Origin of the sequence: Burkholderia sp. JKS000303, assembly GCF_002563755.1 — a bacterium.
GTDB lineage: Bacteria > Pseudomonadota > Gammaproteobacteria > Burkholderiales > Burkholderiaceae > Burkholderia > Burkholderia anthina_B.
In genome coordinates this window covers 567182-593690 of record NZ_PDBZ01000002.1, presented here as the reverse complement: position 1 = coordinate 593690, position 26509 = coordinate 567182, and the positions used below count along the sequence as shown (strand labels likewise).

Annotated in this window: 24 protein-coding genes; 4 read left to right on the top strand and 20 right to left on the bottom strand. The window is 67.9% G+C overall.

Annotated features, from left to right (window positions below; all coding sequences use genetic code 11):
• The first annotated feature begins 5 nt into the window (after positions 1-5).
• Positions 6-1796 carry an FAD-dependent oxidoreductase gene (locus tag BX604_RS24700; protein WP_098553463.1) on the top strand — a complete coding sequence of 597 codons (1791 nt, stop codon included), beginning with the start codon at positions 6-8 and terminating at the stop codon, positions 1794-1796.
• A 62-nt stretch (positions 1797-1858) separates the two neighbouring features.
• The gene (locus tag BX604_RS24695) at positions 1859-2689 is read left to right on the top strand and encodes an aldo/keto reductase (RefSeq protein ID WP_098553462.1); all 831 of its coding nucleotides are present in this window, start codon (positions 1859-1861) and stop codon (positions 2687-2689) included.
• Between the two features lie 46 nt (positions 2690-2735).
• On the opposite strand, the gene BX604_RS24690 is transcribed toward BX604_RS24695, so the two are convergent.
• The 5 genes from BX604_RS24690 to BX604_RS24670 form a co-directional block, all read right to left on the bottom strand.
• The gene (locus tag BX604_RS24690) at positions 2736-4112 is read right to left on the bottom strand and encodes an MFS transporter (RefSeq protein WP_098554028.1); all 1377 of its coding nucleotides are present in this window, start codon (positions 4110-4112) and stop codon (positions 2736-2738) included.
• Between the two features lie 104 nt (positions 4113-4216).
• The gene (locus tag BX604_RS24685) at positions 4217-4984 is read right to left on the bottom strand and encodes a glucose 1-dehydrogenase (RefSeq protein WP_098553461.1); all 768 of its coding nucleotides are present in this window, start codon (positions 4982-4984) and stop codon (positions 4217-4219) included.
• A gap of 28 nt (positions 4985-5012) precedes the next feature.
• Positions 5013-5354: an NIPSNAP family protein gene (locus BX604_RS24680; protein ID WP_098553460.1), complete on the bottom strand. Its 342-nt coding sequence runs from the start codon at positions 5352-5354 to the stop codon at positions 5013-5015.
• 14 nt (positions 5355-5368) lie between these two features.
• Positions 5369-7132 (bottom strand): FAD-dependent oxidoreductase, encoded by a 1764-nt coding sequence (locus tag BX604_RS24675; protein ID WP_098553459.1) that lies wholly within the window; start codon positions 7130-7132, stop codon positions 5369-5371.
• Positions 7133-7214: 82 nt separating this feature from the next.
• Complete coding sequence (locus tag BX604_RS24670; protein WP_179894872.1) at positions 7215-8057, bottom strand: SDR family NAD(P)-dependent oxidoreductase; 843 nt, start codon at positions 8055-8057, stop codon at positions 7215-7217.
• Positions 8058-8241: 184 nt separating this feature from the next.
• Here BX604_RS24670 and BX604_RS24665 point away from each other — a divergent pair, with 184 nt between their 5' ends.
• On the top strand, positions 8242-9138 hold the full coding sequence (locus tag BX604_RS24665) for a helix-turn-helix domain-containing protein (protein WP_098553458.1): 897 nt from the start codon (positions 8242-8244) through the stop codon (positions 9136-9138).
• 181 nt (positions 9139-9319) lie between these two features.
• Here the strand turns inward: BX604_RS24665 and BX604_RS24660 are convergent, their stop codons facing one another.
• The 4 genes from BX604_RS24660 to BX604_RS24645 are packed head-to-tail and all read right to left on the bottom strand — an operon-like array spanning position 9320 to position 13131.
• The gene (locus BX604_RS24660; RefSeq protein WP_098553457.1) at positions 9320-10171 is read right to left on the bottom strand and encodes an amidohydrolase family protein; all 852 of its coding nucleotides are present in this window, start codon (positions 10169-10171) and stop codon (positions 9320-9322) included.
• Positions 10168-11025 carry a sugar phosphate isomerase/epimerase family protein gene (locus tag BX604_RS24655; protein WP_098553456.1) on the bottom strand — a complete coding sequence of 286 codons (858 nt, stop codon included), beginning with the start codon at positions 11023-11025 and terminating at the stop codon, positions 10168-10170. Before BX604_RS24655 ends, BX604_RS24660 begins: the two co-directional genes overlap by 4 nt.
• Complete coding sequence (locus BX604_RS24650; RefSeq protein ID WP_098553455.1) at positions 11022-11762, bottom strand: SDR family NAD(P)-dependent oxidoreductase; 741 nt, start codon at positions 11760-11762, stop codon at positions 11022-11024. Before BX604_RS24650 ends, BX604_RS24655 begins: the two co-directional genes overlap by 4 nt.
• A 22-nt stretch (positions 11763-11784) precedes the next feature.
• A complete protein-coding gene (locus BX604_RS24645; protein WP_098553454.1) occupies positions 11785-13131 on the bottom strand; it encodes an MFS transporter in 1347 nt (448 codons plus the stop codon).
• Between the two features lie 174 nt (positions 13132-13305).
• Here BX604_RS24645 and BX604_RS24640 point away from each other — a divergent pair, with 174 nt between their 5' ends.
• Positions 13306-14238, top strand: a complete 933-nt coding sequence (locus tag BX604_RS24640; protein ID WP_098554026.1) for a LysR family transcriptional regulator — start codon at positions 13306-13308, stop codon at positions 14236-14238.
• A 72-nt stretch (positions 14239-14310) separates the two neighbouring features.
• Here BX604_RS24640 and BX604_RS24635 read toward each other — a convergent pair whose 3' ends face one another.
• From BX604_RS24635 to BX604_RS24585, 11 genes are all read right to left on the bottom strand, one after another.
• The gene (locus tag BX604_RS24635) at positions 14311-15558 is read right to left on the bottom strand and encodes an enolase C-terminal domain-like protein (protein ID WP_098553453.1); all 1248 of its coding nucleotides are present in this window, start codon (positions 15556-15558) and stop codon (positions 14311-14313) included.
• A gap of 46 nt (positions 15559-15604) precedes the next feature.
• Positions 15605-16897 (bottom strand): MFS transporter, encoded by a 1293-nt coding sequence (locus tag BX604_RS24630; RefSeq protein ID WP_098553452.1) that lies wholly within the window; start codon positions 16895-16897, stop codon positions 15605-15607.
• A gap of 83 nt (positions 16898-16980) precedes the next feature.
• The gene (locus tag BX604_RS24625) at positions 16981-17748 is read right to left on the bottom strand and encodes an SDR family oxidoreductase (protein WP_098553451.1); all 768 of its coding nucleotides are present in this window, start codon (positions 17746-17748) and stop codon (positions 16981-16983) included.
• Positions 17749-17858: 110 nt separating this feature from the next.
• Positions 17859-18578 carry a FadR/GntR family transcriptional regulator gene (locus BX604_RS24620; protein WP_098553450.1) on the bottom strand — a complete coding sequence of 240 codons (720 nt, stop codon included), beginning with the start codon at positions 18576-18578 and terminating at the stop codon, positions 17859-17861.
• Between the two features lie 172 nt (positions 18579-18750).
• Positions 18751-19776 (bottom strand): XdhC family protein, encoded by a 1026-nt coding sequence (locus tag BX604_RS24615; protein ID WP_098553449.1) that lies wholly within the window; start codon positions 19774-19776, stop codon positions 18751-18753.
• Between the two features lie 50 nt (positions 19777-19826).
• Positions 19827-20303: a CBS domain-containing protein gene (locus BX604_RS24610; RefSeq protein WP_098553448.1), complete on the bottom strand. Its 477-nt coding sequence runs from the start codon at positions 20301-20303 to the stop codon at positions 19827-19829.
• Between the two features lie 278 nt (positions 20304-20581).
• Positions 20582-21346, bottom strand: coding sequence for a GntR family transcriptional regulator (locus BX604_RS24605; protein WP_098553447.1), 765 nt, complete (start codon positions 21344-21346; stop codon positions 20582-20584).
• Between the two features lie 136 nt (positions 21347-21482).
• Complete coding sequence (locus BX604_RS24600; protein WP_098553446.1) at positions 21483-22928, bottom strand: NAD(P)(+) transhydrogenase (Re/Si-specific) subunit beta; 1446 nt, start codon at positions 22926-22928, stop codon at positions 21483-21485.
• Entirely contained in the window at positions 22925-23242 is a 318-nt protein-coding gene (locus tag BX604_RS24595) for an NAD(P) transhydrogenase subunit alpha (RefSeq protein ID WP_098553445.1), read from the bottom strand. Before BX604_RS24595 ends, BX604_RS24600 begins: the two co-directional genes overlap by 4 nt.
• A gap of 10 nt (positions 23243-23252) precedes the next feature.
• Positions 23253-24395 (bottom strand): Re/Si-specific NAD(P)(+) transhydrogenase subunit alpha, encoded by a 1143-nt coding sequence (locus BX604_RS24590; protein WP_098553444.1) that lies wholly within the window; start codon positions 24393-24395, stop codon positions 23253-23255.
• 100 nt (positions 24396-24495) lie between these two features.
• A complete protein-coding gene (locus tag BX604_RS24585) occupies positions 24496-26499 on the bottom strand; it encodes an acetyl-CoA carboxylase biotin carboxylase subunit (protein WP_098553443.1) in 2004 nt (667 codons plus the stop codon).
• Positions 26500-26509 lie beyond the last annotated feature (10 nt).

Here is a 26509-nt window from a genome sequence, read left to right as displayed (position 1 = left end):
TGGACATGGGTGCGGTGCAACAGGGTTGGGACGAGGAAGTAGACCTGCTGGTATTCGGCGCGGGTGCGGCGGGCATGACCGCCGCGCTCGTCGCGCATCACGAGGGGCTCGCGGTCCTCGTCTGCGAAAAAACCGCCGCGGTGGGCGGCATCACGTCCACGTCGGGCGGCACGACGTGGGTGCCGGGCACCCGCCTGAGCGTCGACGCGGGCGTGCCCGACAGCGTCGACGATGCGCGCCGCTTCCTGCAGTCGGTGGTCGGCGCGCGCGGCGGCGACGACGCGCGCGAAGCGTTCCTGCAAAGCGGCCCCGACGCGATCGACGAGCTCGCGCGCATCAGCGAAGTGAAGTTCGTCGCCGCCGCCGCGCATCCCGACTACGTGAACGGTCCCGGCGCGGCCTACGGCGGGCGGGCGCTGGTGCCCGCGCCGTTCGATGCGCGCGTGCTCGGCCGCGCGTTCGCGCGCGTGCGCCCGCCGCGCAAGGAGTTCATGGGGCTCGGCGGGATGATGGTCGCGCGCGCCGACCTCAATGCGCTGCTCGCGCCGTTCGCGTCGGCCGCGCACTTCAAACGCACGCTCGCGGTCGTCGGCCGCTATGCGATGGACCGCCTGCGCTTTCCGCGCGGCACGCAGCTCGTGATGGGCAACGCGCTCGCCGCCCGGCTCTATTACAGCCTGCTCAAGCGCCAGGTCGAGATTCGCTTCGACACGCCGCTGCTCGAACTGGTCCGCGACGACGGCCGCGTCACCGGCGCGATCGTCACGACGCCGGACGGCGGCCGCAGGCGAATCGGCGCGCGGCGCGGCGTGGTGCTCGCGACCGGCGGCATCACGCGTCATCCGTCGCTGCGCCAGCAGTTCTTCCCGGCCGCCGCCCGGCCGCTGTCGCTGTCGCCGGCCACGCACACCGGCGACGGCGTCGACCGCGCACAGCGCGTCGATGCGCGCGTCGAAAACGGCGGCGACAGCCCCGGGCTGTGGATGCCGTGCTCGATCCGCCGCGCACCGGGCGCCGCCCCGGGCGGCGACGGCGACAGCGTCTGGCCGCACATCATTCTCGATCGCGCGAAGCCCGGCCTCATCGCGGTCAACAACCGCGGCGAGCGCTTCGTCAACGAGTCGGACTCGTATCACGACTTCGTGATGGGCATGCTGCGCGACAGCGGCAACGGGCCGAGCGTGCCGGCGCATCTGATCGTCGATGCGGCGTTCATCCAGACCTATGGCCTCGGCCTGCTGATGCCGGCGCGCAGCGCGGCGCGCATCGCGGCGTTCGAGCGTGCCGGCTATCTGGTCAAGGGCGCGACGCTGGCCGAGCTGGCGGCGAAATTGCAGGTGGATGCGAACGGCCTGGAACGCACAGTCGCGACCTACAACCGCGACGCCGCCAACGGCGAGGATCCGGCGTTCCAGCGCGGCAGCAGCCCGATGAGCCGCTTCAACGGCGACCCGGCGCAACAGCCGAACCCGTGCATTCGCCCGATCGGCGCCGGGCCCTACTATGCTGTGACCGTATGGCCCGCCGATCTCGCATGCAGCGCGGGGCTGAGCGGCACGGCGAACGGCGAGGTGCTCGACGTCGCCGGGCGCGTGATTCCCGGCCTGTTCGCCTGCGGCAACGATCTCGCGTCGATCTTCCGCGGCACCTATCCGGGCCCCGGCACGACGCTCGGCCCGGCCATCGTGTTCGGCTGGCGCATCGCGAAGTTCGTCGCGCGAGGCGGTGCGGGATTGGAGGGCAAGGCGTCCGCTAACTCGGCGCATCGCTCGACCTGCGATAGCGCCCACGGCTGACGAATTCGCCGGCACGGCGCGGGCAAGCCGTGCCGGCTCAACCCATCGAGGAGGAATCGTTCATGCAATGCATCGTCAACCGCCACGCGTTGAACATGCCGAAACTGGGGCTCGGCACGTGGCCCATGCTCGGCGACGACTGCACGCGCGCGGTCGCGCTCGCGCTGGAGTCGGGTTATCGGCACCTCGATACCGCGGCCGCGTACGAGAACGAAGCGGCGGTCGGCGAGGCCATCGCGGCGTCGAACGTCCCGCGCGAGCAGATTCACGTGACCAGCAAGGTCTGGTGGGACCAACTGAGCCCCGAGCGCATGCGGCAATCGCTCGACAACACGTTGCGCGCGCTGCGCTCCGACTACGTGGATCTGTTCCTGATCCACTGGCCGGCGCCCGACTGGAATCTTGCGGAGACGATCGACACGCTCGTGTCGTTCAAGGAGCAGGGACGCGCCCGCGCGATCGGCGTCGCGAATTTTCCGCTGCCGCTGCTGCGCGACGTCGTCGAAAACCGGCAGGCGCCGCTGGCCGCGATACAGGTCGAGTACCACGTGCTGCTGGGTCAGGCGAAGCTGCTGCAATTCGCGCGCGAGCACGACATGGCGCTGATTGCGTACAGCCCGCTCGCGCGCAACCGCGTGTCGGAGCTTCCGGAGCTGCAGCGGATCGCCGACAAGCATCGCGTGCTGCCGACCCAGGTCGCGCTGAAATGGCTGCTCGACCAGCCGAACGTGGCGGCCGTGCCGAAAGCGGCCGGACAACGCAATCAGCTCGCCAACCTCGCATCGCTCGACGTGAACCTGGACGACGCCGATCGTGCGCTGATCGACGGCCTGCCGAAGAATCAGCGCCTCGTGAGTCCGGCTTTCGCGCCACAGTGGGACACGGCTGAATGAAGAACCGGGCCGGGCATCGCGCACGCCCGGCCCGATCGGGGCACCGTCAATGCTGCTGAACCACCGCCCCCGCGGCGCGCTCCTGCTCCCCCGCTTCCACGAAGCGGCTGCCGATCAGGTACACCGCGCCGGCCGCCACGAGCGACGGCACCGCGAGCAGGCTGAAGACATCGCCGAAATGCCAGCCCCAGCCCATCAGCAGCGCGCCGAGAAACGCGCCGGCCACGCCACCGATCCGTCCGACGCCGAGCATCCATGCCACGCCGGTGGCGCGGCAACGGGTCGGATACAGGCTCGCCGCATAGGCCGACATCGACGTCACCGCACCGGTCACGACGGTGCCGCACAGAAGCGTCAGCGTGCCGAGCCATGCGGCGTGTCCGATCGTGCGGCTCACCACGAGCACCAGCGCGGCCGCCACGACATAGGTGCAGACGATCGTCCGGTTCGCATTGAAGCGATCCATCAGCCAGCCCGCGCAGAGATTGCCCAGCACGCCGCCGAGCGGGAACAGCGCCGTCATCAGCGCGCCGCCCTCCGTGCCGAAGCCGGCGTCGCGAAACAGCGTCGGCATCCAGTTGGTCAGCAGGTAGTAGATCAGCAGGCCCATGAAGTACGCGGCCCACAGCATCAGCGTACGCGAACGGAACCGGCCCGACAGCACCAGCGCGAGCGCCGACGCACCGCCTTCGGTCTCCTTGCGCGCTTCGGCCGCCACGAACGTGCAGTCGTCGAAACGCTCGCGCGGCGCGATCCGGGCGAGAATCCGCGCGATGCGGTCGTGCTTGCCGTGGCGTGCGGCGAGATACTGCGCGGACTCCGGCAACCACGCGACGAGCGCCACGGCCAGCACGATCGGCCCGACCCCGCCGGCCGTCAGCACGCTTTGCCAGCCGAAGTGCGGGATCAGCCATGCCGACGCGATGCCGCCCGCCGCCAGCCCGGCCGAGAAGCCGCAAAACATCGCGTTGACCGCGAAGCTGCGGATCCGTGCAGGCGCGTATTCGGACATCAGCGTGACGGCATTGGGCATCGCCGCGCCGAGCCCGAGCCCGGTCAGGAAGCGGAACGCGGTCAACTCGCCGATCGACTGCGCATGCGCCGACACGATGCTCCATCCGCCGAAGCACACCACCGACAGCACGAGCACCGTCTTGCGGCCGAGCCGGTCGGCACAGGGGCCGGCGGCGAGCGCGCCGATGCCGAGGCCGGCCAGCGCGGCGCTCATCACCGGGCCGAGCGCGCTGCGCGCGATGCCCCAGTCGTGAACCAGCGCGGGCGCGATGAAGCCGATCGCGGCGGTGTCGTAGCCGTCGGCGGCCACGACCAGAAAGCACAGGACCAGAATCAGCCACTGGCTGGGAGAAAAGCGCTCGGCGTCGATGAACGACTGCACGTCGAGCGTCCGGGTCGGGGTTGTCATCATGTGTCTCCTGTATGCCGTGCGCGTCGCAGCGTTCACGCTGCCGGCGCACGGCTGTCTCCATGGTTTGATTGTCGATGTCCCGTCCGGGCGGACGGCCCACGTCAGCCGGACGGCGAATCCGCCGCACCGTAGGCGAGCCAGCCGCCATCGACGTTCAGCACGGTGCCGGTGATGTAGCTCGCCGCGTCCGAGGCCAGGAACGCGATCGCGCGGGCGATCTCGTCCGGCTCGGCGAGGCGCCCGAGCGGCGTCCGGCGTTCGATCGCCGCCCGGTTCAACTGCCCGTTTCGCGCGAGCGTATCGACCAGTTCGGTCGCCACGTAGCCGGGCGCGACGGCGTTCACGCGCACGCCCTGGCGCGCCCACTCGCAGGCCATCGAGCGCGTCAGCGATGCAATCGCGGCCTTCGCGGCGCCGTACGCGTTGCGCGTCGGAATGCCGCCCTGGCCGGCGATCGAGCACAGATTGACGATCGCGCCGGTGCGTTGCGCAAGCATCACGCGGGCGGCTTCGCGGCTCGCCAGAAACGTGCCGCGCACGTGCACCGACAGCAAGCGATCGAACGCTGCCGACGATTGCTCGAGCGTCGGCGCGTTCTGCTCGCCGATCCCCGCGTTGTTGACCAGCACGTCGATCCGGTCGAAGCGCCCGACGACGGTGCGCATCAGCGCGACCATCTCGTTTTCGTTCGCCACGTCGCCGCCCATGCCGACGTGCCGCGGCCCGAGTTCGGCGGCCCGCCGGGCCGCGCGCTCGCTGTTCAGGTCGGCGATCGCGACGCGATAGCCGTCTTCGGCGAACCGCTTCGCGCACGCCCAGCCGATGCCGTCCGCCCCGCCCGTCACGATTGCCACCCGCGTATTGACCATGTGATCTCCCGGTTTCATCGTGGTGTGCTCAGCGCGTCAGATACGCGAGGCTCGGAAAATCGACGCGGCGGATGATGCGGCTTTCCTGCGCGACGATCAGATGGCCGGATGCCTGCAAATAGGCCGGCCACTCCGGGTCGGCATCGCGCGCGGTGCGCCGCGTGTCGTAGTCGGCAATGCTGTCGTAGCCCCACAAGTGCACGACCTGGTTCAGCGCGCCGATGTCGCTCATGTAGAACCCGACGGGCGGGCCGAGGTACTTCACCTGGATCGGCATCGCATGGCGGTCGAAGATGTCGAGGAATTCGGCCATGCCGCGCGGACGGATCGTATAGATGCGGTGGTCGATGAAGGCTTTGGATGAATTCATGATGTGCTCCGGATTCAGGCGGTCGCGCGCGCGGCGGCGCGGGGCTTTGCGGCAGCGGTAGGCGCCGGATCAGCGAGTCCCGCGATGTGGCGCGCGCTCAGATAGCCGAACGTCATGATCGGCCCGAGCGTGATGCCGGCGCCCGGGTAGTTCCCGCCCATGATGCTGGCGCGGTCGTTGCCGACCGCGTACAGGCCCGCCACCGGCTGGTCGTCACTGGCGAGCACCTGGCCGTGCACGTTGGTGCGAATGCCGTCGAAGGTGCCGAGATCGCCCATCAGGACTTTCAGCGCGTAGTACGGGCCCGCGCCGAGCGGCGCCACGCACGGGTTCGGGCGATGGGCCGGATCGGCGAGATAACGGTTGAACGACGTGGTGCCGCGCCCGAACTCGGGATCCTCGCCGCGCACGGCGCCTTCGTTGTAGCGCCGCACCGTCGCTTCCAGGTTCGCGGCGTCGATGCCCGCCTGCCGCGCCAGCTCCGCGAGCGTGCGGCCTTTCACGAGATAGCCGTTGCGCAGCAGCGGCCCGAGCGGCACCGGCGCGGGCTTCGCGAAACCCAGCCCGTATTTGCGGATCGTCGCGTGATCGCAGACCAGCCACATCGCCGTCTCGGTGTCGCCACTGCATGCGTCGATCATCGCCGCGCCGACGTCGTGGTACGAATTCGATTCGTTGGTAAACCGCTTGCCGTGGCGGGTGACGCCGATGATGCCCGGCTTGTAGCGATCGAGCAGATGCGGAAACACGCCGAACCGGCCGTCGCCGAGCGGCACGCGCGATACCGGCATCCACGCGGCCGGCTGCGGATAGCGAATCTCGACCCGGCCGCCGACGTGCTCGGCGAGCTTCGCGCCATCGCCGGTGTTCCCGGTCGGCACCGGCGACACATGCTCGCCGCCGCGCGCGACGTGCGGATACGCACGCGCGATGCGCGCGACATCGTGCGAGAAGCCGCCGCTGGCCAGCACCACCGCGCGCCGCGCCGTGATGCGATACCCGGCGCCCTCGCCTTCGACCGCCGCGCCGACGACGCGCCCGTCGGTCACGACGAGCTCGCGCGCCGCGGTATTCGTGAGAATCGGGATGCCGAGATCCAGGGCCGACTTCGCGAGCCGCGCCGCGAGCGCGTTGCCGCTCGTGACCTGCACGCCGCGCCGGTACAGCGCGAGATCCTTCAGGTGCGATGCCAGCCGCTTCGTCACGTACCACGCCGATTTCAGCGACCGCGTCGCATTGAAGAAATGCTTGAGATCCGCGTTGGACGAATTGAACATCATCCCGATGAACGTGATGGTCTTCAGCGGCGGACGCAGGCGTTCGAGATCGCGGCCGAGCCGGCGCGCGTCATAAGGGGCGGCCACCACCGAGCGGCCGATGTCGACGCCGCCCGGCTGATCCGGGTGATAGTCGGGATAGAGCGTCGGCACGAATTTCACGTCCGTTTCCCGCTCGAAGAATTCGAGCATCCGCGGACCGTGCTCGAGAAACGCCTCGATCGCAGCGTCATCGTAGAACGCGCCGGTTTCGCCGCGCAGATAGGTGCGCGCGGCCTCCCGTGCATCGTGCACGCCGTTCGCCGCTGCATGCGGGTTGCCGGGAATCCACAGCACGCCGCCGGAAAAAGCCGTCGTGCCGCCAAAGCAGCCTTCCTTCTCGACGACGATCACGTCGAGTCCGGCCTTGCGCGCGGTGATGGCGGTGGACAGGCCGCCCGCTCCCGCGCCGATCACGAGCAGGTCGCACGTGACATCTTTCGAACGCCGCTGGTCGCTCATCGCGTTCTCCTCCAGTGATAGGGCTGCACCGCGGCGTCGCTCGACTGGCGACGGTTCGCGCGGCGCGAGCAAGGTCGTTGAATTACTTCGTGGCGGCACCGGCGCCGGCTTCATAACCGGGGCGCGGCACCAGATCCATCAGCATCGCGTCGAGGCCGCCGTCGACGACGAGCTCCGCGCCGTTCACGTACGCTGCGCGCGGGCTCGCGAGAAACGCGACGACGTTCGCGATGTCGTCGGGGCGGCCGATGCGCCGGCTGGCCGTCATCGCGCTGCGGCGCGCCTCGATGTCGCCGTTCGCGTAGAACGACTCGGACAACGGCGTGCGGATCATGCCGGGGCACACGGTATTGCTGCGTACGCCGCGCGGCCCCCACTCGGCCGCCAGTTGCCGCGCGAGCATCGCGACGGCCGCCTTGCTGGCGCTGTAGGCGCCGCTGTGCGTCTGCGGATGACGCGCCGCGATGGACGCGACATGCACCAGCGAGCCCGAGCCGCGCGCGAGCATCGCGCATCCGAACGTTTGCGAGCACAGCATGTAGCCCGTCAGATTGACCTGCAGCATCGCGTTCCACGCATCGAGCGCGATGGTTTCGATACCGCCGGCGCGCAGCAGGCCCGCGTTGTTGACGAGCACGTCCGCGGGGCCGAGATCGCGCTGCACGCGTTCGGCCGCATGGGTCACGCTGGCCGGGTCGCCGATGTCGCATGCGATCGCGACGGCGTCCGCGCCGCCGGCACGCAGCCGCTCGGCCAGTGCGATCGTCTTGTCTGCATCGCGGTCGAGCAGCGCGACGCGTGCGCCGGCCGCGACGAACGTCTGCGCGATCGACGCGCCGATGCCGCCGGCCGCGCCCGTCACGACACAGACCTTCCCGTCGAGCTGCAGCCAGTTCGGTTGATGATCGTTTGCGTCGGAAATCATGTTAGTTGTCCTTCGAATGCAGTTGTGTCATGTTCCAGTGAATGCCGAACGGACCGTTCGATCCCGGCCGCGAGGCGTGATGCGCACGCCGCGCCGTTTGGAAAAGTATAGAAGTGCGGCGCCGGCGAAAACTGGACAAACGCCGCAAGCAGCAGGACAATTTGTACACAGGAGGCGAGACGGCATGAGGAGAATCCCTAACTACGACCTGTATGGCGAATCGGCCCGCCCGCCTTGGTACGACGCGTTCAACTTCGAATGGATACACGAGCGCAGCCGGCCCAACGACTGGCATATCGCCGCGCATCGCCACGATGCGCTCTTGCAGATTTTGTACATTCGCAGTGGCAGCGGGCACGTCGTGATCGAAAGCGACAAACTGCCGTTCGTGCCGCCCTGCCTCGTGCTGCTCCCCGCGCAAACCGTGCATGCGTTCGAGTTCTCGCCGCAGATCGACGGCCTCGTGATCACCGTCGCGCAACGGGCGCCCGATGCGCTGCTGAAGGTGGTCGCACCCAACGTGCTGCCGGTGCTGCAACGCGCCGCGGTGATTCCGGTCAAGGGGCCGGACGCGAGCGGGTCGATGCTGATGCCGCTGTTCGCGTTGCTCGAACAGGAGTTTCGCGGCGCGTCACGCGGCCGCGGCGCGGCGGGGATGGCGCTGCTGGTTGCCTTGCTCGTTCATGTCGCTCGCTTGAGCGATCTCGCGGCGGCCCCGTCGCATACGGGCACCGATCGGCGCGGCACGCTGCTGCGGCGCTTTCGCGAACTGATCGCCACGCATTTTCGCGAGCACCAGCCGGTGGAGTTCTACGCCGAACGGCTCGGCGTGGCCGCCGCGCAGCTGGCGCGCGTGTGCCGCGAAGAACTCGGCATCCCGACCACGGCCGTCATCAACGAACACGTGATTCGCGAGGCGCAGCGCGACCTCGTCTACTCGAACCTGAGCGTCAAGCAGATCGCGCACGAGACGGGCTTCGTCGACAGCGCGTACTTCAGCCGCTACTTCCGCAAGCAGACCGGGATGACGCCCGGCGAATTCCGCGAGTCCGCCCATCGCGACCTGATGCTGGGGCCGTAGCGAACGGCCGGCCCTTTTCCCGGTCGCGCCGCGCGACGGCAGCCACGTCGACGAGCGGCGAAGGCGCGACACCGGCGATGAACGTGCGCGCGGTCCTGGCGGCGCCGAGCACGCCGACACGCCAAGGCCGGATGGTTTCGACGATGTGTCGAACGAACAGGTTGGCGGGGATGTGCGTCGATCAGGCGCTCGCGCCGGGCAGCCGCTCGTCGAAACCGAACAGCCGCCGCGGCGTGTCCCACTGGATCTGCCGCCGGATCGCCGCGTCGGGCACGATCGCGTCGAACAGCGTCAGCAGCGGGCCATAGTCGAGCCGCTCGGGCGCACGCAGGAACGGCCAGTCGGAACCCCACACGCAGTGCTGCGGCCCGAACGCACGCAGCAGCGCGCGTGCATACGGCCAGGTATCCTCGTACGGATGCGGGCCGCTCGAATACTTTTGCCAGCCCGACAGCTTGACGCTCGCGTTACCGCTCTGCGCGAGACGCAGCAACGCATCGAAACCGGCCTGGCCGATCCCGCCGGCGCTGTGCGGCCGTCCGCAGTGATCGATCACGAGCGCCGCGGGTTGCCGCGCGAGCCACGGGCCGAGTTCGGCCATCTGGTCGCCGGCCACCTGGATCTGCGCGATCATCCCGAGATCCGCGAGCAACGCGAACAGCGCGCCCGCGCCGGTCACGAGGTCGATGCCCTCCATCGCCGGGTTGAACGCCACGCCGACCACGCCCGCGCGCCGCAGCGCGGTCAGCTCGGCGCGGCCGATGTCGTTGTCGACCACCGCCACGCCGCGAAAGCGCCCTTCATGCGTGTGCAGCGCGTCGATCAGGCAGCGGTTGTCGGTCCGATAGCCGCTCGTCGGTCCGACCAGCAGCGCGTGGCGCACGCGATACGCGTCCATCACGCGGATGAACTGGGCCGCCGTGCCGATCTCCTGCTGCGCGGGCCGATACGGCGTGTCGTCGCGATACGGAAAGCGTGCGGGATCGAACACGTGGCAATGGCAGTCGATCTTGTCTTCGTCGAATACGGTCATCGTGCGGTTTCCGGTAAAGCGCCAGCCGGCGCGGCAACGCCCGCGCGCTCGACGACGCGCCGCGCGCCGCGACAGGCCAGCTCGATACGTGCGTCGGGCGGCAGCGACGGCATCGGCATCTCGACGCTCAGCGGCACATCCGCCGGCAACGCGCGCAGCAACGCATCGAGCGGCAACGCGCCGTCGCCCGGCGCGAGCCGCGCGGTGCGCGCTTCGGCGATCGCGTCGTCGTCGCTGACCGGTTGTTCGGCGCGTGCGTCGCAAAGCTGCGCGAAGCCGATCAGTTCGCGCGGCAGTTGCGCGACGTCGTCCGGCGTGCCGCCCGAGCGCGACAGATGGAGCGCATCGATCACCACCGCGAGATTCGGCTGCGCCGCACGCTCGATCGCCGCGCGCGCCTGCGCGAGCGTGCCGACGTTGCGCCAGCGCATGAATTCCAGTTCGATCGACAATCCGAACGGCCTCGCGAAGCCGGCGAGCGCCGCGAGATTCGCGGCGAGGCGCGCGGCGTCGGCGTCGTCGCCCGACACGGTCACGCAGCGGGCGCCCAGCTCTGCCGCCGCCTCGAACAACGGCAGGAACGACGCGGCGTCGAGATCCGGCACGACCGGGATGAACTCGACGTCGACGACCGCGACGCCTTCACCGGCCAGCACGTCGCGCAATTCGCGATGCGCGGCGCTGCCGGCGGCGAGCGGATAGGCGACGCCGCCCGGCATGGCCGGATGCAGACGCAGCCCGACCCCGGCGAACCCTGCCTTTGCGGCCGTCCGCACCCAGGGCACGGGTGCGTATTCGAGTACGGTCAGATGCGCCGCCGCAAGCGGACGCGCGCGGTGTTCTGCGGGTTTCAATACGTGGCCCTCCCGCCCGTCAGGTCGAACGTGAAGCCCGTCGTGAAGCTGCACGCGGGGCTGACGACCCAGCTCACCATGCGGCCGACCTCGTCGATCTGCAGGAAGCGGCCCATCGGGATCTTCGCCTTGCTCGCGACGATGTGCTCGTCCGACATTTCGCGGAACAGCTCCGTCTCGACCATCGCCGGTGCGATGCAGTTGATCAGCACGTTGTCGTGCGCGAGCTCCTTCGCCGCGGCTTTCGTGAACGCGATCACGCCGGCCTTGGCCGCCGAATACGCGGAGATGAACTGCACGCCCTCCTTGCCCGCGATCGACGCGACGTTCAGGATCCGCCCGCCGCCGCGCTTGCGCATGTGCGGCACGGCCACGCGGCACGTGTAGAACACGCTGTTCAGGTCGACGGCCAGCACGCGTTGCCACATGTCGACCGGATATTCCCAGCTCGGCGAAACCGGCCCGTTGATCCCCGCGTTGTTCACGAGAATGTCGACCTGGCCCAGCGCGGCGACGGTCGCATCGAACGCGCGCGCCACCGCGTCGCAGGACGACACGTCCACCGCTTCGACATGATCCGGCGCGAAGCCGAGCTGCGACGCGTCGCAGTCGCCGACATCGAGATCCCAGACCACGACGCGCGCGCCGTCCGCCTGCAGTTGCCGTGCGATGCCGAGCCCGATGCCGCGCGCGCCGCCGGTGACGATCGCGACCTTGCCGTCGAGAGTGTGACTCATGGAAAACCTATCCTTTGAAAGTTCAGATACGGGAGGATTCGCGGCCGGTCAGCTCGATCCGCCTGATGTCGCCGACCACGAACACATACGAGAGCGCCCCGACCAGCGTGACGGCCGAAATGAACGCGAGTGCATACACGAACGAGCCCGTCGCATTGACGATCAGCCCGATGACGAGTGGCGTGACGATGCCGGCCGCGTTCGCGAACAGGTTGAAGATGCCCCCGCTCAGGCCGAGCAGGCCTTTCGGCGCGATGTCGGAGACGATCATCCACGCCAGTGCGGACATCCCTTGCGCGAAGTACGCGACGCACAGAATCGCGATCACGGCGGCGGTCGAATCCACATAGTTCGCGAGCACGATCGTCGACGCCAGCAGCAGCCCGGAGATCACCGGCAACTTGCGCGCCCAGTTCAGCGACACGCCGCGGCGCAGCATCGCGTCGGAGATCCAGCCGCCCGACAGCGTGCCCGCCGACGCCGCGATGAACGGCAGCATCGCGACGATGCCGACCTTCAGCCACGGCATGTGGCGCTCGGTGACGAGATAAGTCGGGAACCAGGTCAGGAAGAACACGTTGGTCGAGTTGCACGCGAACTGGCCGATGCAGATGCCGAACATGCAGCGCCGGCGCAGCAGCGCGCCGACGTCGGACCAGCGAAAGCGCATCACGTCGCGGTTGCCGTCGACGACGCCGCCGCCGTTCGCGATATGGTCGAGTTCGGCACGGTTCGCGCGCGTCGACTGGTGCGGCTCGTGAAAGCGCAGCAGCCACACGGCGCCGAACGCGATCCCCACCACGCCGACGATCCCGAACAGCGCGCGCCATCCGTAGTGCTGGTCGATCCAGAACAGCAGCGGGCTGAGAAACGCCAGCCCGACGTATTCGGCGAACGTGTAGACGCCCGTCGCGCGCGCCCGCTCGCTCTGCGGAAACCAGACCGCCACGACGCGGCTGTTCGTCGGGAAGCACGGCGCCTCGGCCGCGCCGATCAGCAGACGCATCACGAGCAACGACACGAACCCGGTCGCAAGCCCTTGCAACCCGGTAAAAAACGACCACAGCGTCAACGCGAAGAAGTAGGTCCAGCGCGTGCCGACACGATCCAGCAACAAGCCGCCCGGGATCTGCGACGCCGTGTAGGTCCACGAGAATGCCGAGAAGATCACGCCCATCAGCGCCGGCGTCAGCCCGAGATCGTGGCTCATGCCCGGCGCCGCGATGCCCGCGACGCTGCGGTCGAGATAGTTGATCATCGTGCCGATCGCGAGCAGCGCGAGGATACCGAAGCGCGTGCGGGTGCGCACGGCGGCGGCGCTCTGGCTCGCGGCGGCGGCTGGCGCCTGGGACGTCCGGGTCGAGTTCATCGTGTCTCCATCATGGGTCTGGTGGGCACGCCGGTTCCTGGAACTCGTTCCGGCCGGCGCATTCCTCGATGGAGATACTAGGGAGTTGCCGCCGCGCTGTCGTATGCCGAGTTTCGGCTATCCTATAACTTTTGGTTAATGGCCCGGGCGCGACGCGCGACGGCGAGAAAGGACATGCGTTTCAAGCTGCGGCAAATGGAAGTGTTTCGCGCGGTGATGCTCACCGGGTCGATCAACGCGGCCGCGAAGATGCTGTACGTGTCGCAGCCGGCCGTCAGCAAGCTCGTGTCGCACACGGAAACGACGCTCGGCCTGCGCCTGTTCGAGCGCACGAAAGGCCGGCTGATTCCGACCGCGGAAGCGCAGGCGCTGTTTCGGGAGGTCGAGCAGGTCTACCAGTCGGCGCTGCGCGTCGACGAATTCGCGCGCGCGCTGGCGCTCGGGCCGGCCAGCCTGTTGCGCGTGTCGTGCAGCCCGTCGCTCGCGACGACGATCATCGCGCCGGCGATCGTCGAACTCAAACGCAAGCTGCCGGGGCTCCGGGTCGACTGGCACACGACGTTGATGGCCGAAATGCCGCTGGAAGTGCTCAGCAAGACCGTCGACGTCGCCGTGACGTCGATGCCGATCGAGCACGAACATCTCGACGTCGTGCCGTTCATGCGCGGGCGCATGGTGTGCGCGCTGCCGGCCGATCATCCGCTCGCGGCCCGGCCGCGCATCGCGCTGGCCGATCTCGAAGCGGAACCGATGATCCTGTTCAGGCGCGACATTCCGTTCGGCACGGTGATCGCGCGCGCCTGCCAGCAGGCCGACGTCGAACTCACGTCGGTCGTCGAGGTGACGCGCGCGGACCAGGCGCTCGCGCTGGTGCGCGGCGGGCTCGGGCTCGCCATCGTCGACGAGTTCGCCGCGCAAGGCGCCGATTGCGTGGTGCGCCCGCTCGTCGAGAATCTCGAGATGATCGCGACGTTCGTCTACTCGAAGTTCTCGCCGCCGACGCGCAACGCGACGCTGCTCATGCAGGCCATCTACCGGCGCGCCGGGCAACTGGAGCGGCAGATCGGCAGCCCGCCGTTCGAAGCGGTGCGCGCGGCGCGGCGCTGACCGGGAGGCGGCTGCGCGCGGGCACGGTGACAGGCGAAACCCGGAATCGAAACCCGCTCGCGCAACGATGCATCACGGCGTCTGCAACGTCCCGTCCTTCAGCCGCGTCTGCGTCCAGGTCGTCACCGTGTTTTCGCACGGATATTTCGCGGCCTCCGCTTCGTCGATATCGACCCCCAGCCCCGGCTTGTCGTTCGCATAGACGTAGCCGTTCCGGAATTCGGGCAGGCCCGGGAATACATCGAGCAATGCCGCCCTCGGCCCCTTCAGATCCTGGATCACGAAATTGGGCGGCTCGGTGCCCGACCATTCCTGCACGCCGAAGTTGCGCGACGCGAGATCGATATGGATGTTCGCCGCATGCGCGAGCGGCGACATGTCGCCGGGGCCGTGCCACGCCGTTCTCACGCCGAACTGCTCGGCGAAGATCTGCAGCTTTCGTCCGGCCGTGATACCGCCGATCTGGCTCAGGTGCACGCGGATGAAGTCGATCAGCCGCTCGGTGATCAGGAAGCGCCACTCGTACGGATTGTTGAACAGCTCGCCTTGCGCGAGCGGCGTGCTCGTCTTCTCGCGCAACTGGCGGATCCATTCGCCCTCTTCCAGCGCGATCGCGTCTTCGAGAAAGAACAGCTCGAACGGTTCGAGCTCGCGCGCGAAGCGAATCGCGTCGACCGGCTTCAGGCGCTCATGGACGTCATGGCACAGCTCGACGTCGAAGCCGATCTTGCTGCGGATCCCGTCGAACAGCTTCAGCGTGTCCCGCATGTATTTCCGGCTGTCGAGATAGACGCCATCGGCTGCACCGTGCGGTGCGCTCGCCGGCGCGTGGCCGTAGCCGTCGCCGCCGTAACCGCCGCTCTGGCAGCGGATGTGCGTGATGCCCTGCTCGCGATACCGCTGGATGTTCTCGCACAGCTCGCTCAGGTCGCGCCCATCCGCATGCCGATAGACCGGCACGCCTTCGCGGCACTTGCCGCCGAACAGCTGATACAGCGGCATGTTCGCCATCTTGCCCTTGAGGTCCCACAACGCCATGTCGACGCCCGAAATCGCGTTGTTTTCGATCGGCCCGTTGCGCCAGTAAGCGTTCTGGTGCATCAACTGCCAGAGTTCCTCGATGGCTTGCGCGTCGCGTCCGATCAGCAGCGGCCGCAGGTACTCCTCGATCACGCATTTGACCGCGACGTGCCGGTACGCGAACGTCGCGCAGCCGAGGCCGTACAAGCCGGGCTGAGCGGTCTCGATCTTGACGACGATCAGGTTGATGCCTTCCGGCGCGGTCAGGATGACCTTTACATCGGTAATCGGGGTGGTCATGTTTGATTTACCAAAATTCAGTCGATGAATCGAACGGCGCGCGGCATCAGGTGCGGCGCAGCGAGACGGTCGCTTCGCCGGCGGCGCGTTGCTCCGCACGCCCCGGCACCGTGATCATCAGGATCACCGACAGCAGCAGCGCAACCGCCATGAAGATGTAGGACGCCGACGGGCTGCCGGTCGCGCCGTTCAGATAGCCGACGACCCACGAGCCGAGGAACGCGCCCAGTGCGCCGCTCGAATTGATGACGCCGATCGCGCCGCCGAGCACGTTGCTCGGAACGAGTTCCGGCACGAGCGCGAAGAACGGCCCGTACGGCGCGTACATCGTTGCGCCTGCCACGACGAGCAGCGTGAACGAGATCCAGAAGTGCGACTCGCCGACCAGGTAGGACCCCACGAGCGCAATCGTGCCGATCAGCAGCAGCGGCCAGACGAACAGCTTGCGGTTGTGCGTCCTGTCCGACAGCCACGACGCGAGCAGCATCAGGATGATCGCGGCGAGATACGGCACGGCGGCGAGCCAGCCCACCGACACGATGTCGATCGTCGCCGCGGATTTGAGGATCGACGGCAGCCACATGATGAAGCCGTAGACGCCGATGCTCCACAGCGCATGAATCACGCAGCACTTCAGGACTACCGACGAACGGAAAGCCGCCTTGTAGTCGCGCACCGGTGCGATATGCGCCTGCTCGGCTTTCAGGCGTGCATCGAGTTCGACCTTCTCGGCATCGGTCATCCACGGCGCGTCGGCCGGACGGTCCTTCACGGTGAACCACCAGACGACCGCCCATGCCAGCGCCGGCACGCCTTCGATGACGAACATCTCGCGCCATCCGAAGCTGTGGACCAGATAGCCCGACACCACCGACATCCACAACACGGTCACCGGATTGCCGAGAATCAGGAACGTATTCGCGCGCGAGCGTTCGGTGCGCGTGAACCAGCGGCTGATGTACATCAGCATCGACGGCATGACCGCCGCCTCGACCACGCCGAGCACGAAGCGCAGCACCATCAGCATCGGAATGTTGCTGACCATCCCGGTCGCCGCCGCGCACAGGCCCCACAGGATCAGGCTGAAGAAGATCAGTTTCTTCACGCTGTTGCGCTGCGCGTAGATCGCGCCCGGCACCTGGAACAGGCAATAGCCGAGGAAAAACAGCGAGCCGATCAGCGACGACATGCCGTGCGTGATGCCGAGATCCTTGTCGATCCCGGCCGCCGCCGCGAAGCCGTAATTGGCGCGATCGAGATACGCGAGGCTGTACGTGATGAAGATGATCGGCATCAGATACCACCATCTTTGCGGTGCAACGGGTTTGGCGCTTTCCATGATGTCTCCGGACAGGTGTGGCGCGCGGGCGCCCTGATGGGGTTCGGGCGGCCTCGGGTATGGGTTTCGTTCGCGCGGATCGTTTAAAGGACGGCCAGCCAGCCGCCGTCGACGTAGATGATCTGGCCGTTCACGTAGCTCGACGCCGCCGACGCGAGGTACACGGCCGTGCCGACGAGCTCCTCCGGCTTGCCCCAGCGTTGCGTCGGGTTGCTGCTCCTGACCCAGGCATCGAACGCCGCGTTCTCGACGAGCGGCTGGTTCATGTCGGTCAGGATGTAGCCGGGGCCGATCGCGTTCGCCTGAATGTTCGACGATGCCCATTCGGCGCTCATCGCGCGGGTCAGCATCTTGATGCCGCCCTTGGCGGCCGTGTACGCGCCGACCGTCGCACGCGCCGCCTCGCTCGTGAGCGAGCCGATGTTGACGATCTTGCCGCCCGTGCCGCGCGCGATCATGCGCCGCGCCGCCTGCCGCGCGACGATGAACGCGCTCGTCAGGTTGGTGTCGATCACGCGCTGCCAGTCGGCCAGTTCGAGCTCGACGAGCGGCTTGCGAAACTGAATGCCCGCGTTGTTGACGACGATGTCGATCTGCACGCCGGCGTCGTCCCATTGCCGGAACGCATCGGCGACAGCCTGCTCGTCGGTCACGTCGAACGCGCGGCCTTGCGCGTCGAATCCCTGGTCGGCGAGTCGCGCGACCGCGGCGGCGACCGTGTCGGGCTGCGTTCCGTTCAGCACGACGCGCGCGCCGGCTTTCGCGAGTCCTTCGGCCAGCGCGAAGCCGATACCGCGCGCCGAACCGGTGACGAGCGCCGTGCGGCCGCTCAGGTCGAATAGTGAAGTCATGTTGCTCGTATTCCTCTCGATGATCAGAAATCGGGCGCGCGGGCGCCCCTCGCGACCGTCGCCGGTCGCGATGAAGTCAATGCCGGATCTGCCGTCAGGGTGTCAGGGCGTCAGGTGCGTGTGCGGGTTGCCGCGCGGTTCAGCGCGGCGCGATCCTCGAAGTCCTGCTCGGCGCGCCGGATGAGCGTGAGCACCGCTTGTTCCGCGGCGGCCTCGTCGCCGTTTTCGATCGCGACGCACAGCGCTTCGTGCATCGGCAGCGACCGGGCCGGACCGCCTGCGATCTCCGAACTGAGTTCGAAGCTCGTCTGCAGGATGGACGACAGCGCGTTCTGCATCTGCTGGACGAACTGGTTGTGGCAGGCGGTAAGGATCGCGCCGTGAAACGCGAGATCGGCGGGCACATAGGCGCCGTCGCCCGCGACCGCGCGTTCCATCGCCCGGTACGCGCGCCGGATCGCGATGCGATCTTCATCGGTCGCGCGCCGGGCGGCGAGCCTGGCTGCGTTCGGCTCGATGATCACGCGCAGTTCCATCAGGTCCTGGATCAGGCTCTCGTCGACCGTGCCCGCACGGGCGCGCCACGTGATGACGTCCGGATCGAACAACTGCCATTGCGAGCGCGGCAGCACGACCGTGCCGTAGCGGCGGCGCACTTGCAGCATCCCTTTCGCGGACAGCGACTTGACCGTTTCGCGGATGGTGATGCGGCTGACCTGAAGTTGTTCGGCGAGTTCGTCCTCGGACGGGAGGACGTCGCCGGGCGCCAGTTGGCCCGAGCAGATCTGCTCGCCCATCTGGTTCAGTACCTGACGGTGTAGGGTCACCATGAATGCTCTCTAGATCATACGTATGATGTAGAAAGATAAACGCATGGGTCACCGCGTGCAACCTGGGGTTCTCCCGGAGGAGGTTTCGGGCGGCGGGGACGTTGAAAGCAGACGGCAACGAGGGCGAATCCGCGCCGTCAAGCAGGGCATGTCACAAGACGGTCATCCGCCCTCACCCCGCCATCCCGACATCCGCCACCCGGGCAAGCCCTTCACGTGCTCGCTTCGCCGGCGCGACCGCCATGATGTCCGGAATGGCCACGCCGTTCTTGACCGCCGTGACTTCGGCCAGAATCGACACCGCGATCTCCGGCGGCGTCCGGCTGCCGATGAATATCCCGACCGGCCCGCGCAAGCGTGCGACCTGCGTATCGCTCAGGTCGAATTCGCGCAGCCGCTCGCGGCGCGCGGCGTTGTTCCGGCGCGAACCGATCGCGCCCACATAGAACGCCGGCGTCCGAAGCGCCTCCATCAGCGCGAGGTCGTCGAGCTTCGGATCGTGCGTCAGCGTCACGACCGCGCTGTGCGCGTCGAGCTTCATGTCGATCACGGTGTCGTCGGGCATCGTCCGCACGAGCGACGTGTCGGGCAGATCCCACGCATCGAACGCCTGCTCGCGCGGATCGCACACGGTGATCCGGTAACCGAGGCCTGTCGCCATCGCACACAGATAGCGCGACAGTTGCCCGGCGCCGATCACCAGCATCCGGTAACGCGGGCCGTGCGGCACGATCAGCCGGCCGTCGACGATCGCGACGCCGGTCGCGCCGTCGGCGGCATCCACGCGCGCGTTGCCGCTCGCCAGATCGAGCGTGCGCGTCACGAGCCGCCCGGCCTTGACGGCCGCGCACAGATCGTCGATCCGGCTTTCCGCGCGGACCGGCTCCAGCACCAGTTCGATCGTGCCGCCGCACGGCAGCCCGAAGCGATGCGCTTCGTCCGCGGACACGCCGTACCGGACGAGCGCCGGCCCGTCGCCGCTCACGCCGTTGCGTCGGACCCGGTCGACGATGTCGTCCTCGATGCAGCCGCCGGATACGGAACCGGCCGCCAGCCCGTCGTCGCGCACGGCCAGCATCGCGCCTTCCGGCCGCGGCGACGAACCCCACGTCTTGACGACGGTCACGAGCAATACGCGCCGGCCGGCGGCCGACCAGCTTGCCGCGGCCGTCAACACCTCGAGATCGATGCTATCCATTGTTCACGCGCACCCCATCGGCAATCCGCCTGCGCATCGCGCATCCTCGCTCAATACACCGCGTGTTCCTCGACGGGCCAGTCGCGGATGTACTCCTTCAGCATCCGGTTCTCGAATGCCTGTTCCTCGTGCACGGCCTTCGCGACGTCGTGGAATGAAATGATCCCGCGCAGCCGATCGCCGTCGACCACGGGCAAATAGCGTTGGCGATGGCTGACCATCAACGCGCGCAGCTCGGCGACGTCCATCGCCGAATCGGTGACCATCGGCTCGGGCGTCATGACCTGGCGGACGGTGATCTGCATGAAGGTCGGGGTCGGGCCGGAACGAAACTCGCGCTGCCGCTTCGCAAGCACGTTGATGACTTCGCGGAACGTCAGCAACCCGACCAGGCGCCCTGCCTCGACCACGACGAGCGAACCCAGATCACGATCCGACATGAGCACGACACACTCCGACAACGTCGTGTCCGGCGTGACGGTGATCACATGGTTCGCCTTGTATTTCAGAATATCCTCGACACGCATGTCAGCCTCCTCCTGGTGAATTCCGCGCAACGCTTTTTGCGAGCGCGTTATGTGTTCCTGTTGTTCTAACTATAGAACAACTTAATGTGAACAGCAAGAAGGAGGTGCGTGCGCGAACGCGCCGGTGTCGGATGACGCAGCGGCAATAGTGCCGGCAACAGACGGGAACGGGAAACGCGGGAGATACGGGGAGACGCGCAAAGGCAGACGGCGCCGGGCGGCGCTCCGCCCGGCCACGCACCGTGCGCGATGCACGGCGCGCCTGAACAACGCGCGGGTTACGCCGCGTTCTTCTTCGTTTGCTTGCGCGCCGGCTTGCCCGGCGACGACGGCGTCACGCGATCGAGCAAGTCGATGAACAGCTTGATGCAGTCGCTGCGATAAACGATCTCGGCCACGTAGATGGCCACGCCGTTCTCGTCCGCGACGATGCATCGGCATTCGGCCGTCGGCGCGCTGAGCGGCACCTCCAGCAGCTCGGCCGCGTCGCGATCCGCGGTGCCGATCACGATCGTCTGGTGCGCATGCGCGATGCTGACGTCTTCCATCGCGGCCAGCACCGGCAACGCGGTCTGCTTCAGAAACGCGCTCTTGCGGCGATCGAAGACATCCTTGGCGAGATGCAGGTTGACGAGACCGTAAGGCTTGCCGTCCTTGAGCTGCAGGCTGCGCAGATAGACGTACTCGGGTGCGAGCGCGAACGCATCCTCGCCTTCGTCGGCACGCAGTTTCGGAAACGGTGGCGGGTTCTCGACCTTGATGAAACGCGGCACGTTATGACGAATGCCGTCGGTCAGGCTCTCCCAGGTCGTTTCGAGCCGCAGCCAGCGCTTGTCGGCCACGCCGTTCGTCACGAACGTGCCGCGCCCCTGCTTGCGCACGACGAGCCCTTCCCGCTCCAGCAGCTCCACAGCTTGCCGGACGGTCACGCGCGCAACCTGAAATTCTTCCTCGAGCTCCTGGAGCGTCGAGATCTGATGGCCGGGCTGCCACTCGCCGGATTCGATCCGGCGCTGCAACGCGCTCGCCACCTGGCTATACATCGGGACCTGGCCACGCCGATCCAAGGTTGCCACTATCCTTCCCCTGTCGTCCTAATGATCGCATTATATAACGACCGATCGAATGACCCGGAGGGAAACGGAGCCCGGCGTTGCCGTGCCGGGCCCCGTCGGCGGGTCACGCGCCTACCGCCTTGACCATGTCCTCGACGACCTTCTTCGCATCGCCGAACACCATCATCGTCTTGTCCATGTAGAACAGCTCGTTGTCGAGCCCGGCATAACCGGCCGCCATCGAGCGCTTGTTGACGATGACGGTGCGCGCCTTGTAGGCGTCGAGGATCGGCATCCCCGCGATCGGCGAGGCCGGATCGTTCTTCGCCGCCGGGTTCACGACGTCGTTCGCGCCGAGCACCAGCACGACGTCGGTCTGGCCGAATTCGCCGTTGATGTCCTCCATCTCGAACACCTGATCGTACGGCACCTCGGCTTCGGCCAGCAGCACGTTCATGTGGCCCGGCATGCGACCGGCGACCGGGTGAATCGCATACTTCACGGCGACGCCGTGGTGCGCGAGTTTCTCCGTCAGCTCCTTCAGGGCGTGCTGCGCACGGGCAACGGCCAGCCCGTATCCGGGGACGATGATCACGCGCTCGGCGTTGCCGAGCAGGAAGCTCGCGTCATCGGGCGAACCGGACTTCACGTTGCGCTGCGCGCCGTCTCCCGCCGCCGCTTCCGCGGCCTGCGCGCCGAAGCCGCCGAGCAGCACGTTGAAGAACGACCGGTTCATCGCGCGGCACATGATGTACGACAGGATCGCGCCGGACGAACCGACCAGCGATCCCGCGATGATCAGCATCGCGTTGTTCAGCGAGAAGCCGATGCCGGCGGCGGCCCATCCCGAGTACGAGTTCAGCATCGACACGACGACCGGCATGTCGGCCCCGCCGATCGGGATGATGATCAGCACGCCCAGCGCGAACGCGATCGCCGTCATGACGATGAATGGCAACCACGCCTGCGACAGGAAGAACGCGATGCCGCAACCGAGCATCACGAGCGCGAGCACGAGATTCAGTGGGTGCTGGCCGCGAAACTGCACGGGCGCGCCCTGGAACAGCCGCAGCGTGTAGCGCCCGGACAGCTTGCCGAATGCAATCACGGAACCCGAGAACGTGATCGCGCCGATGAACGTGCCGATGAACAGCTCGATGCGGTTGCCCGGCGGCAGCGCATGCACGCCGGCGGGAACGATGCCGAGCGCGGCCGGCTCGGCGACCGCGGCCACCGCGATCGCGACGGCCGCCAGCCCGATCAGCGAATGCATCGCCGCGACGAGCTCGGGCATCTTGGTCATCTGCACGTTGCGCGCGAGAAACGCGCCGATGCCGCCGCCGACGACCAGGCCGGCGCCGATCAGCCCGAGCCCGGAAAAGCCCTGCTGCGCGGCGTCGCCGGCAAGCCGGACCACGACGGCGACGGTCGTCAGCGCGGCGATCGACATGCCGGCCATCCCGAACAGGTTGCCGCGGCGCGCCGTGCGCGGATGGGACAAGCCCTTCAACGCCTGGATGAAGCAGATCGAGGCAACGAGGTACAGCAACGTAACCATGTCGGTGCTCATCGCGTGCCTCCCGCGGCCGGTTTGCCGTCCTTCTTGCGGAACATGTCGAGCATCCGCTGCGTGACCAGAAAGCCGCCGAACACGTTGACGGCGGCCAGCGTGACCGCGAGCGTGCCCATCGACTTGCCGAGCCACGATTCGGTCAGCCCGGCGGCGAGCATCGCGCCGACGAGGACGATCGCCGAGATGGCGTTGGTGACGGCCATCAGCGGCGTGTGCAGCGCCGGCGTGACGTTCCAGACCACGTGATAGCCGACGTAGACGGCCAGCACGAAAATGATCAGATCGATCGTCGCGTGATTCACCACTTCCATGTCACGTCCCTCAATGAAGTTTGACGACCTTGCGGTCGGTGCAGATCAGGCAGGCCGCTACGATGTCGTCGTCGGGATTGATGGCGATCGCGTCGCCGCCGTCGCGCGCGGCCGGCACGATCAGCTTCAGGAATTCCTGCACGTTGCGCGCATAGAGCGCGGATGCGTCGGCGGCCATCATCGACGCCAGGTTGGTGTGCCCGACGAACGTGACGCCATGCCGGACGACGATCTCGTCGGGCCGCGTGAGCGGACAGTTGCCGCCGCCGTCGGCACCGCGGCCGGCCGCGAGATCGACGACCACCGAGCCGGGTTTCATCGCGCGCACCGTGTCCTCGGTCAGCAGCACCGGCGCGGGCCGCCCCGGGATCAGCGCGGTCGTGACCACGATGTCGGCCTGCTTCGCGCGCTCGTGCACGAGCGCGGCCTGGCGCTGGAGCCACGACGGCGGCATCGGCCGCGCGTAGCCGCCGACGCCTTGCGCGGCGTCGCGCTCCTCGTCCGTTTCGAGCGGCACGTCGACGAACTTCGCACCGAGCGACTCGATCTGCTCCTTCACGGCCGGCCGCACGTCGGACGCCTCGATCACCGCGCCGAGCCGCTTTGCCGTCGCGATGGCCTGCAACCCGGCGACCCCTGCGCCGAGCACCAGCACACGCGCCGCCTTGATGGTGCCGGCCGCGGTCATCAGCATCGGCAGGAAGCGCGGATAATGCCGGGCCGCCTCGACGATCGCCTTGTAGCCGGCGATGTTGGCCTGCGACGACAGCACGTCCATGCTTTGCGCACGCGAGGTTCGCGGCGCGGCCTCCAGCGCGAATGCCGTGATGCCGTGCGCGGCCATCCGCGCGTGACCGGCCGCATCGAACGGATCGAGCATGCCGACCAGCACCGCGCCGGGCGACATCAACGCCAGCTCGTCGGCGTTCGGCGCACGCACCTTGAGCACGAGTGCCGCGCTCAATGCGTCGGCCGCCGTGCCGATGGTCGCGCCGGCGGCGCGATACACGTCGTCCGGCACGCCGGCCGCATCGCCCGCCCCCGCCTGCACGACGACCTGATGCCCCTGTGACACGTATTTCTTCACGGTCTCGGGTGTCGCCGCGACCCGACATTCAGTGCTTCTCGTTTCGACTGGCACGCCGATTTTCATGTCGCTCTTCCATAAGATCAGGACTCCATAGTTTCAAGCGGACGGCATCACACGCACACGCCGCCATGTCCGCCCCGCGATGCCGCGACGGCCGACGAGATCAGGAAAATTCCATGATCACCGCGTCGGCCGCCAGCACGTCGCGCGCCCCGACGTGGATGCGCGACACCACGCCGTCGCGCTCCGCACGCAGCACCATTTCCATCTTCATCGCCTCCATCACGCACACGGCGTCGCCCGCACTCACGGCCTGCCCGACCTCTACGGCGACCGACAGCACGACGCCCGGCATCGGACTGCACAGCCGCGCATCGGCGTCGCCCGAGCGCAGATCCGGCATGCGCGCCAGCAGTTCCGCTTCGCGTGCCGACATCACCTGGGCGTCGACCTGCATGCCGGCATGGCCGAGCCACAGCCCGCCCGGTGTCGCTCGGACCTGCACGGCAACGGGTTCGCCGTCGATCTTGCCGTGCCAGACGAGTTGTCCCGGACGCCACGACGATTCGAGCACCAGCGGCTGCGCGTCGCCGTCGATCGATACGATCCACGCGTCGGCGCCTGCGCCGCGCACCGTCACGTCGAATCGCGCATCGTCGAGCCGCACCACCCGCGATACCGGTGCCGCGTCGTGTGTGTCGTGTTCGGCGGCACGCTGCCCGCGCCGCCGCGCCGCGAACGTGTCGATCGCCGCGGCCACCGCGCACAGCCGCGACGCGACCGGGCCCGCCGGCGCAGGCAGCGCATACCCGCCGTTGAACTCCTCCGCGATGAAGGCCGTGGACAGGCGGCCGGCCTGCCAGCGCGGATGGCGCATCAGCGCGCTCAGGAACGCCATGTTGTGCCGGATGCCGTCGATGGCGAATGCGTCGAGCGCCTGTGCCTGCGCCGCGATCGCCTGTTCGCGGGTCGGCGCATGGGTGACGAGCTTCGCGATCATCGGGTCGTAGTGAACCGGGATCTCCCCGCCTTCATAGACGCCGGTATCGTTGCGCACCGTGATGCCGTCGTGCACGCCTTCCTCCGGTGGCCGATAGACGACGAGCCGCCCCGACGACGGCATGAAATTGCGCAACGGGTCTTCCGCATAGATGCGGCTCTCGACCGCCCAGCCGTCGAGCCGGACGTCGTCCTGGCGCAGTGCCAGCGTCTCGCCGGCCGCGACGCGAATCATCTGCTCGACGAGATCGACGCCGGTGACCAGTTCGGTGACCGGATGCTCGACCTGCAGCCGCGTATTCATTTCGAGGAAGTAGAACGAGCGGTCCTGCCCGACGACGAATTCGACGGTGCCGGCCGAGTCGTACTTCACCGCGCGCGCCAGCGCGACGGCCTGCTCGCCCATCGCGCGGCGCGTCGCGTCGTCGAGCAACGGCGACGGCGCCTCTTCGAGCACCTTCTGGTTACGGCGCTGGATCGAGCATTCGCGCTCGCCGAGATAGACCAGGTTGCCGTGCTTGTCGCCGAGCACCTGGATCTCGATATGGCGCGGATTGACGATGAATTTTTCGACGAACACGCGATCGTCGCCAAACGACGCCGCGGCCTCCGACTTCGCCCGCGCGTATCCTTCGCCGACTTCGGCCGCCGAATGCGCGATGCGCATCCCCTTGCCGCCGCCGCCCGCCGACGCCTTGATCATGACGGGGTAGCCGATTTCGTCGGCGATGCGCACCGCATGGCCGGCATCCTCGATCACGCCGAGAAAGCCCGGCACCGTCGACACGTCGGCCGCCCGCGCGAACTGCTTCGATGCGATCTTGTCGCCCATCGCGTCCATCGCATCGGGATGCGGGCCGATGAACGCGATGCCGGCGGCAGCCAGCGCACGCGGGAACGCCGCGCGCTCCGACAGGAATCCGTATCCCGGGTGCACCGCGTCGGCACCGGTCTGGCGGCACGCGTCGACGATCTTCCCGATGTCGAGATACGACTCGGCAGCCGCGGCCGGGCCGATGTGGACGGCTTCGTCCGCGAGCCGCACGTGCAGCGCGCGGCGGTCGGTATCCGAATACACGGCGACCGTCCGGATGCCCATGCGGCGTGCCGTGCGGATGATGCGGCAAGCGATTTCGCCGCGATTGGCGATGAGTATTTTCGAGAACATCACGGTCTCT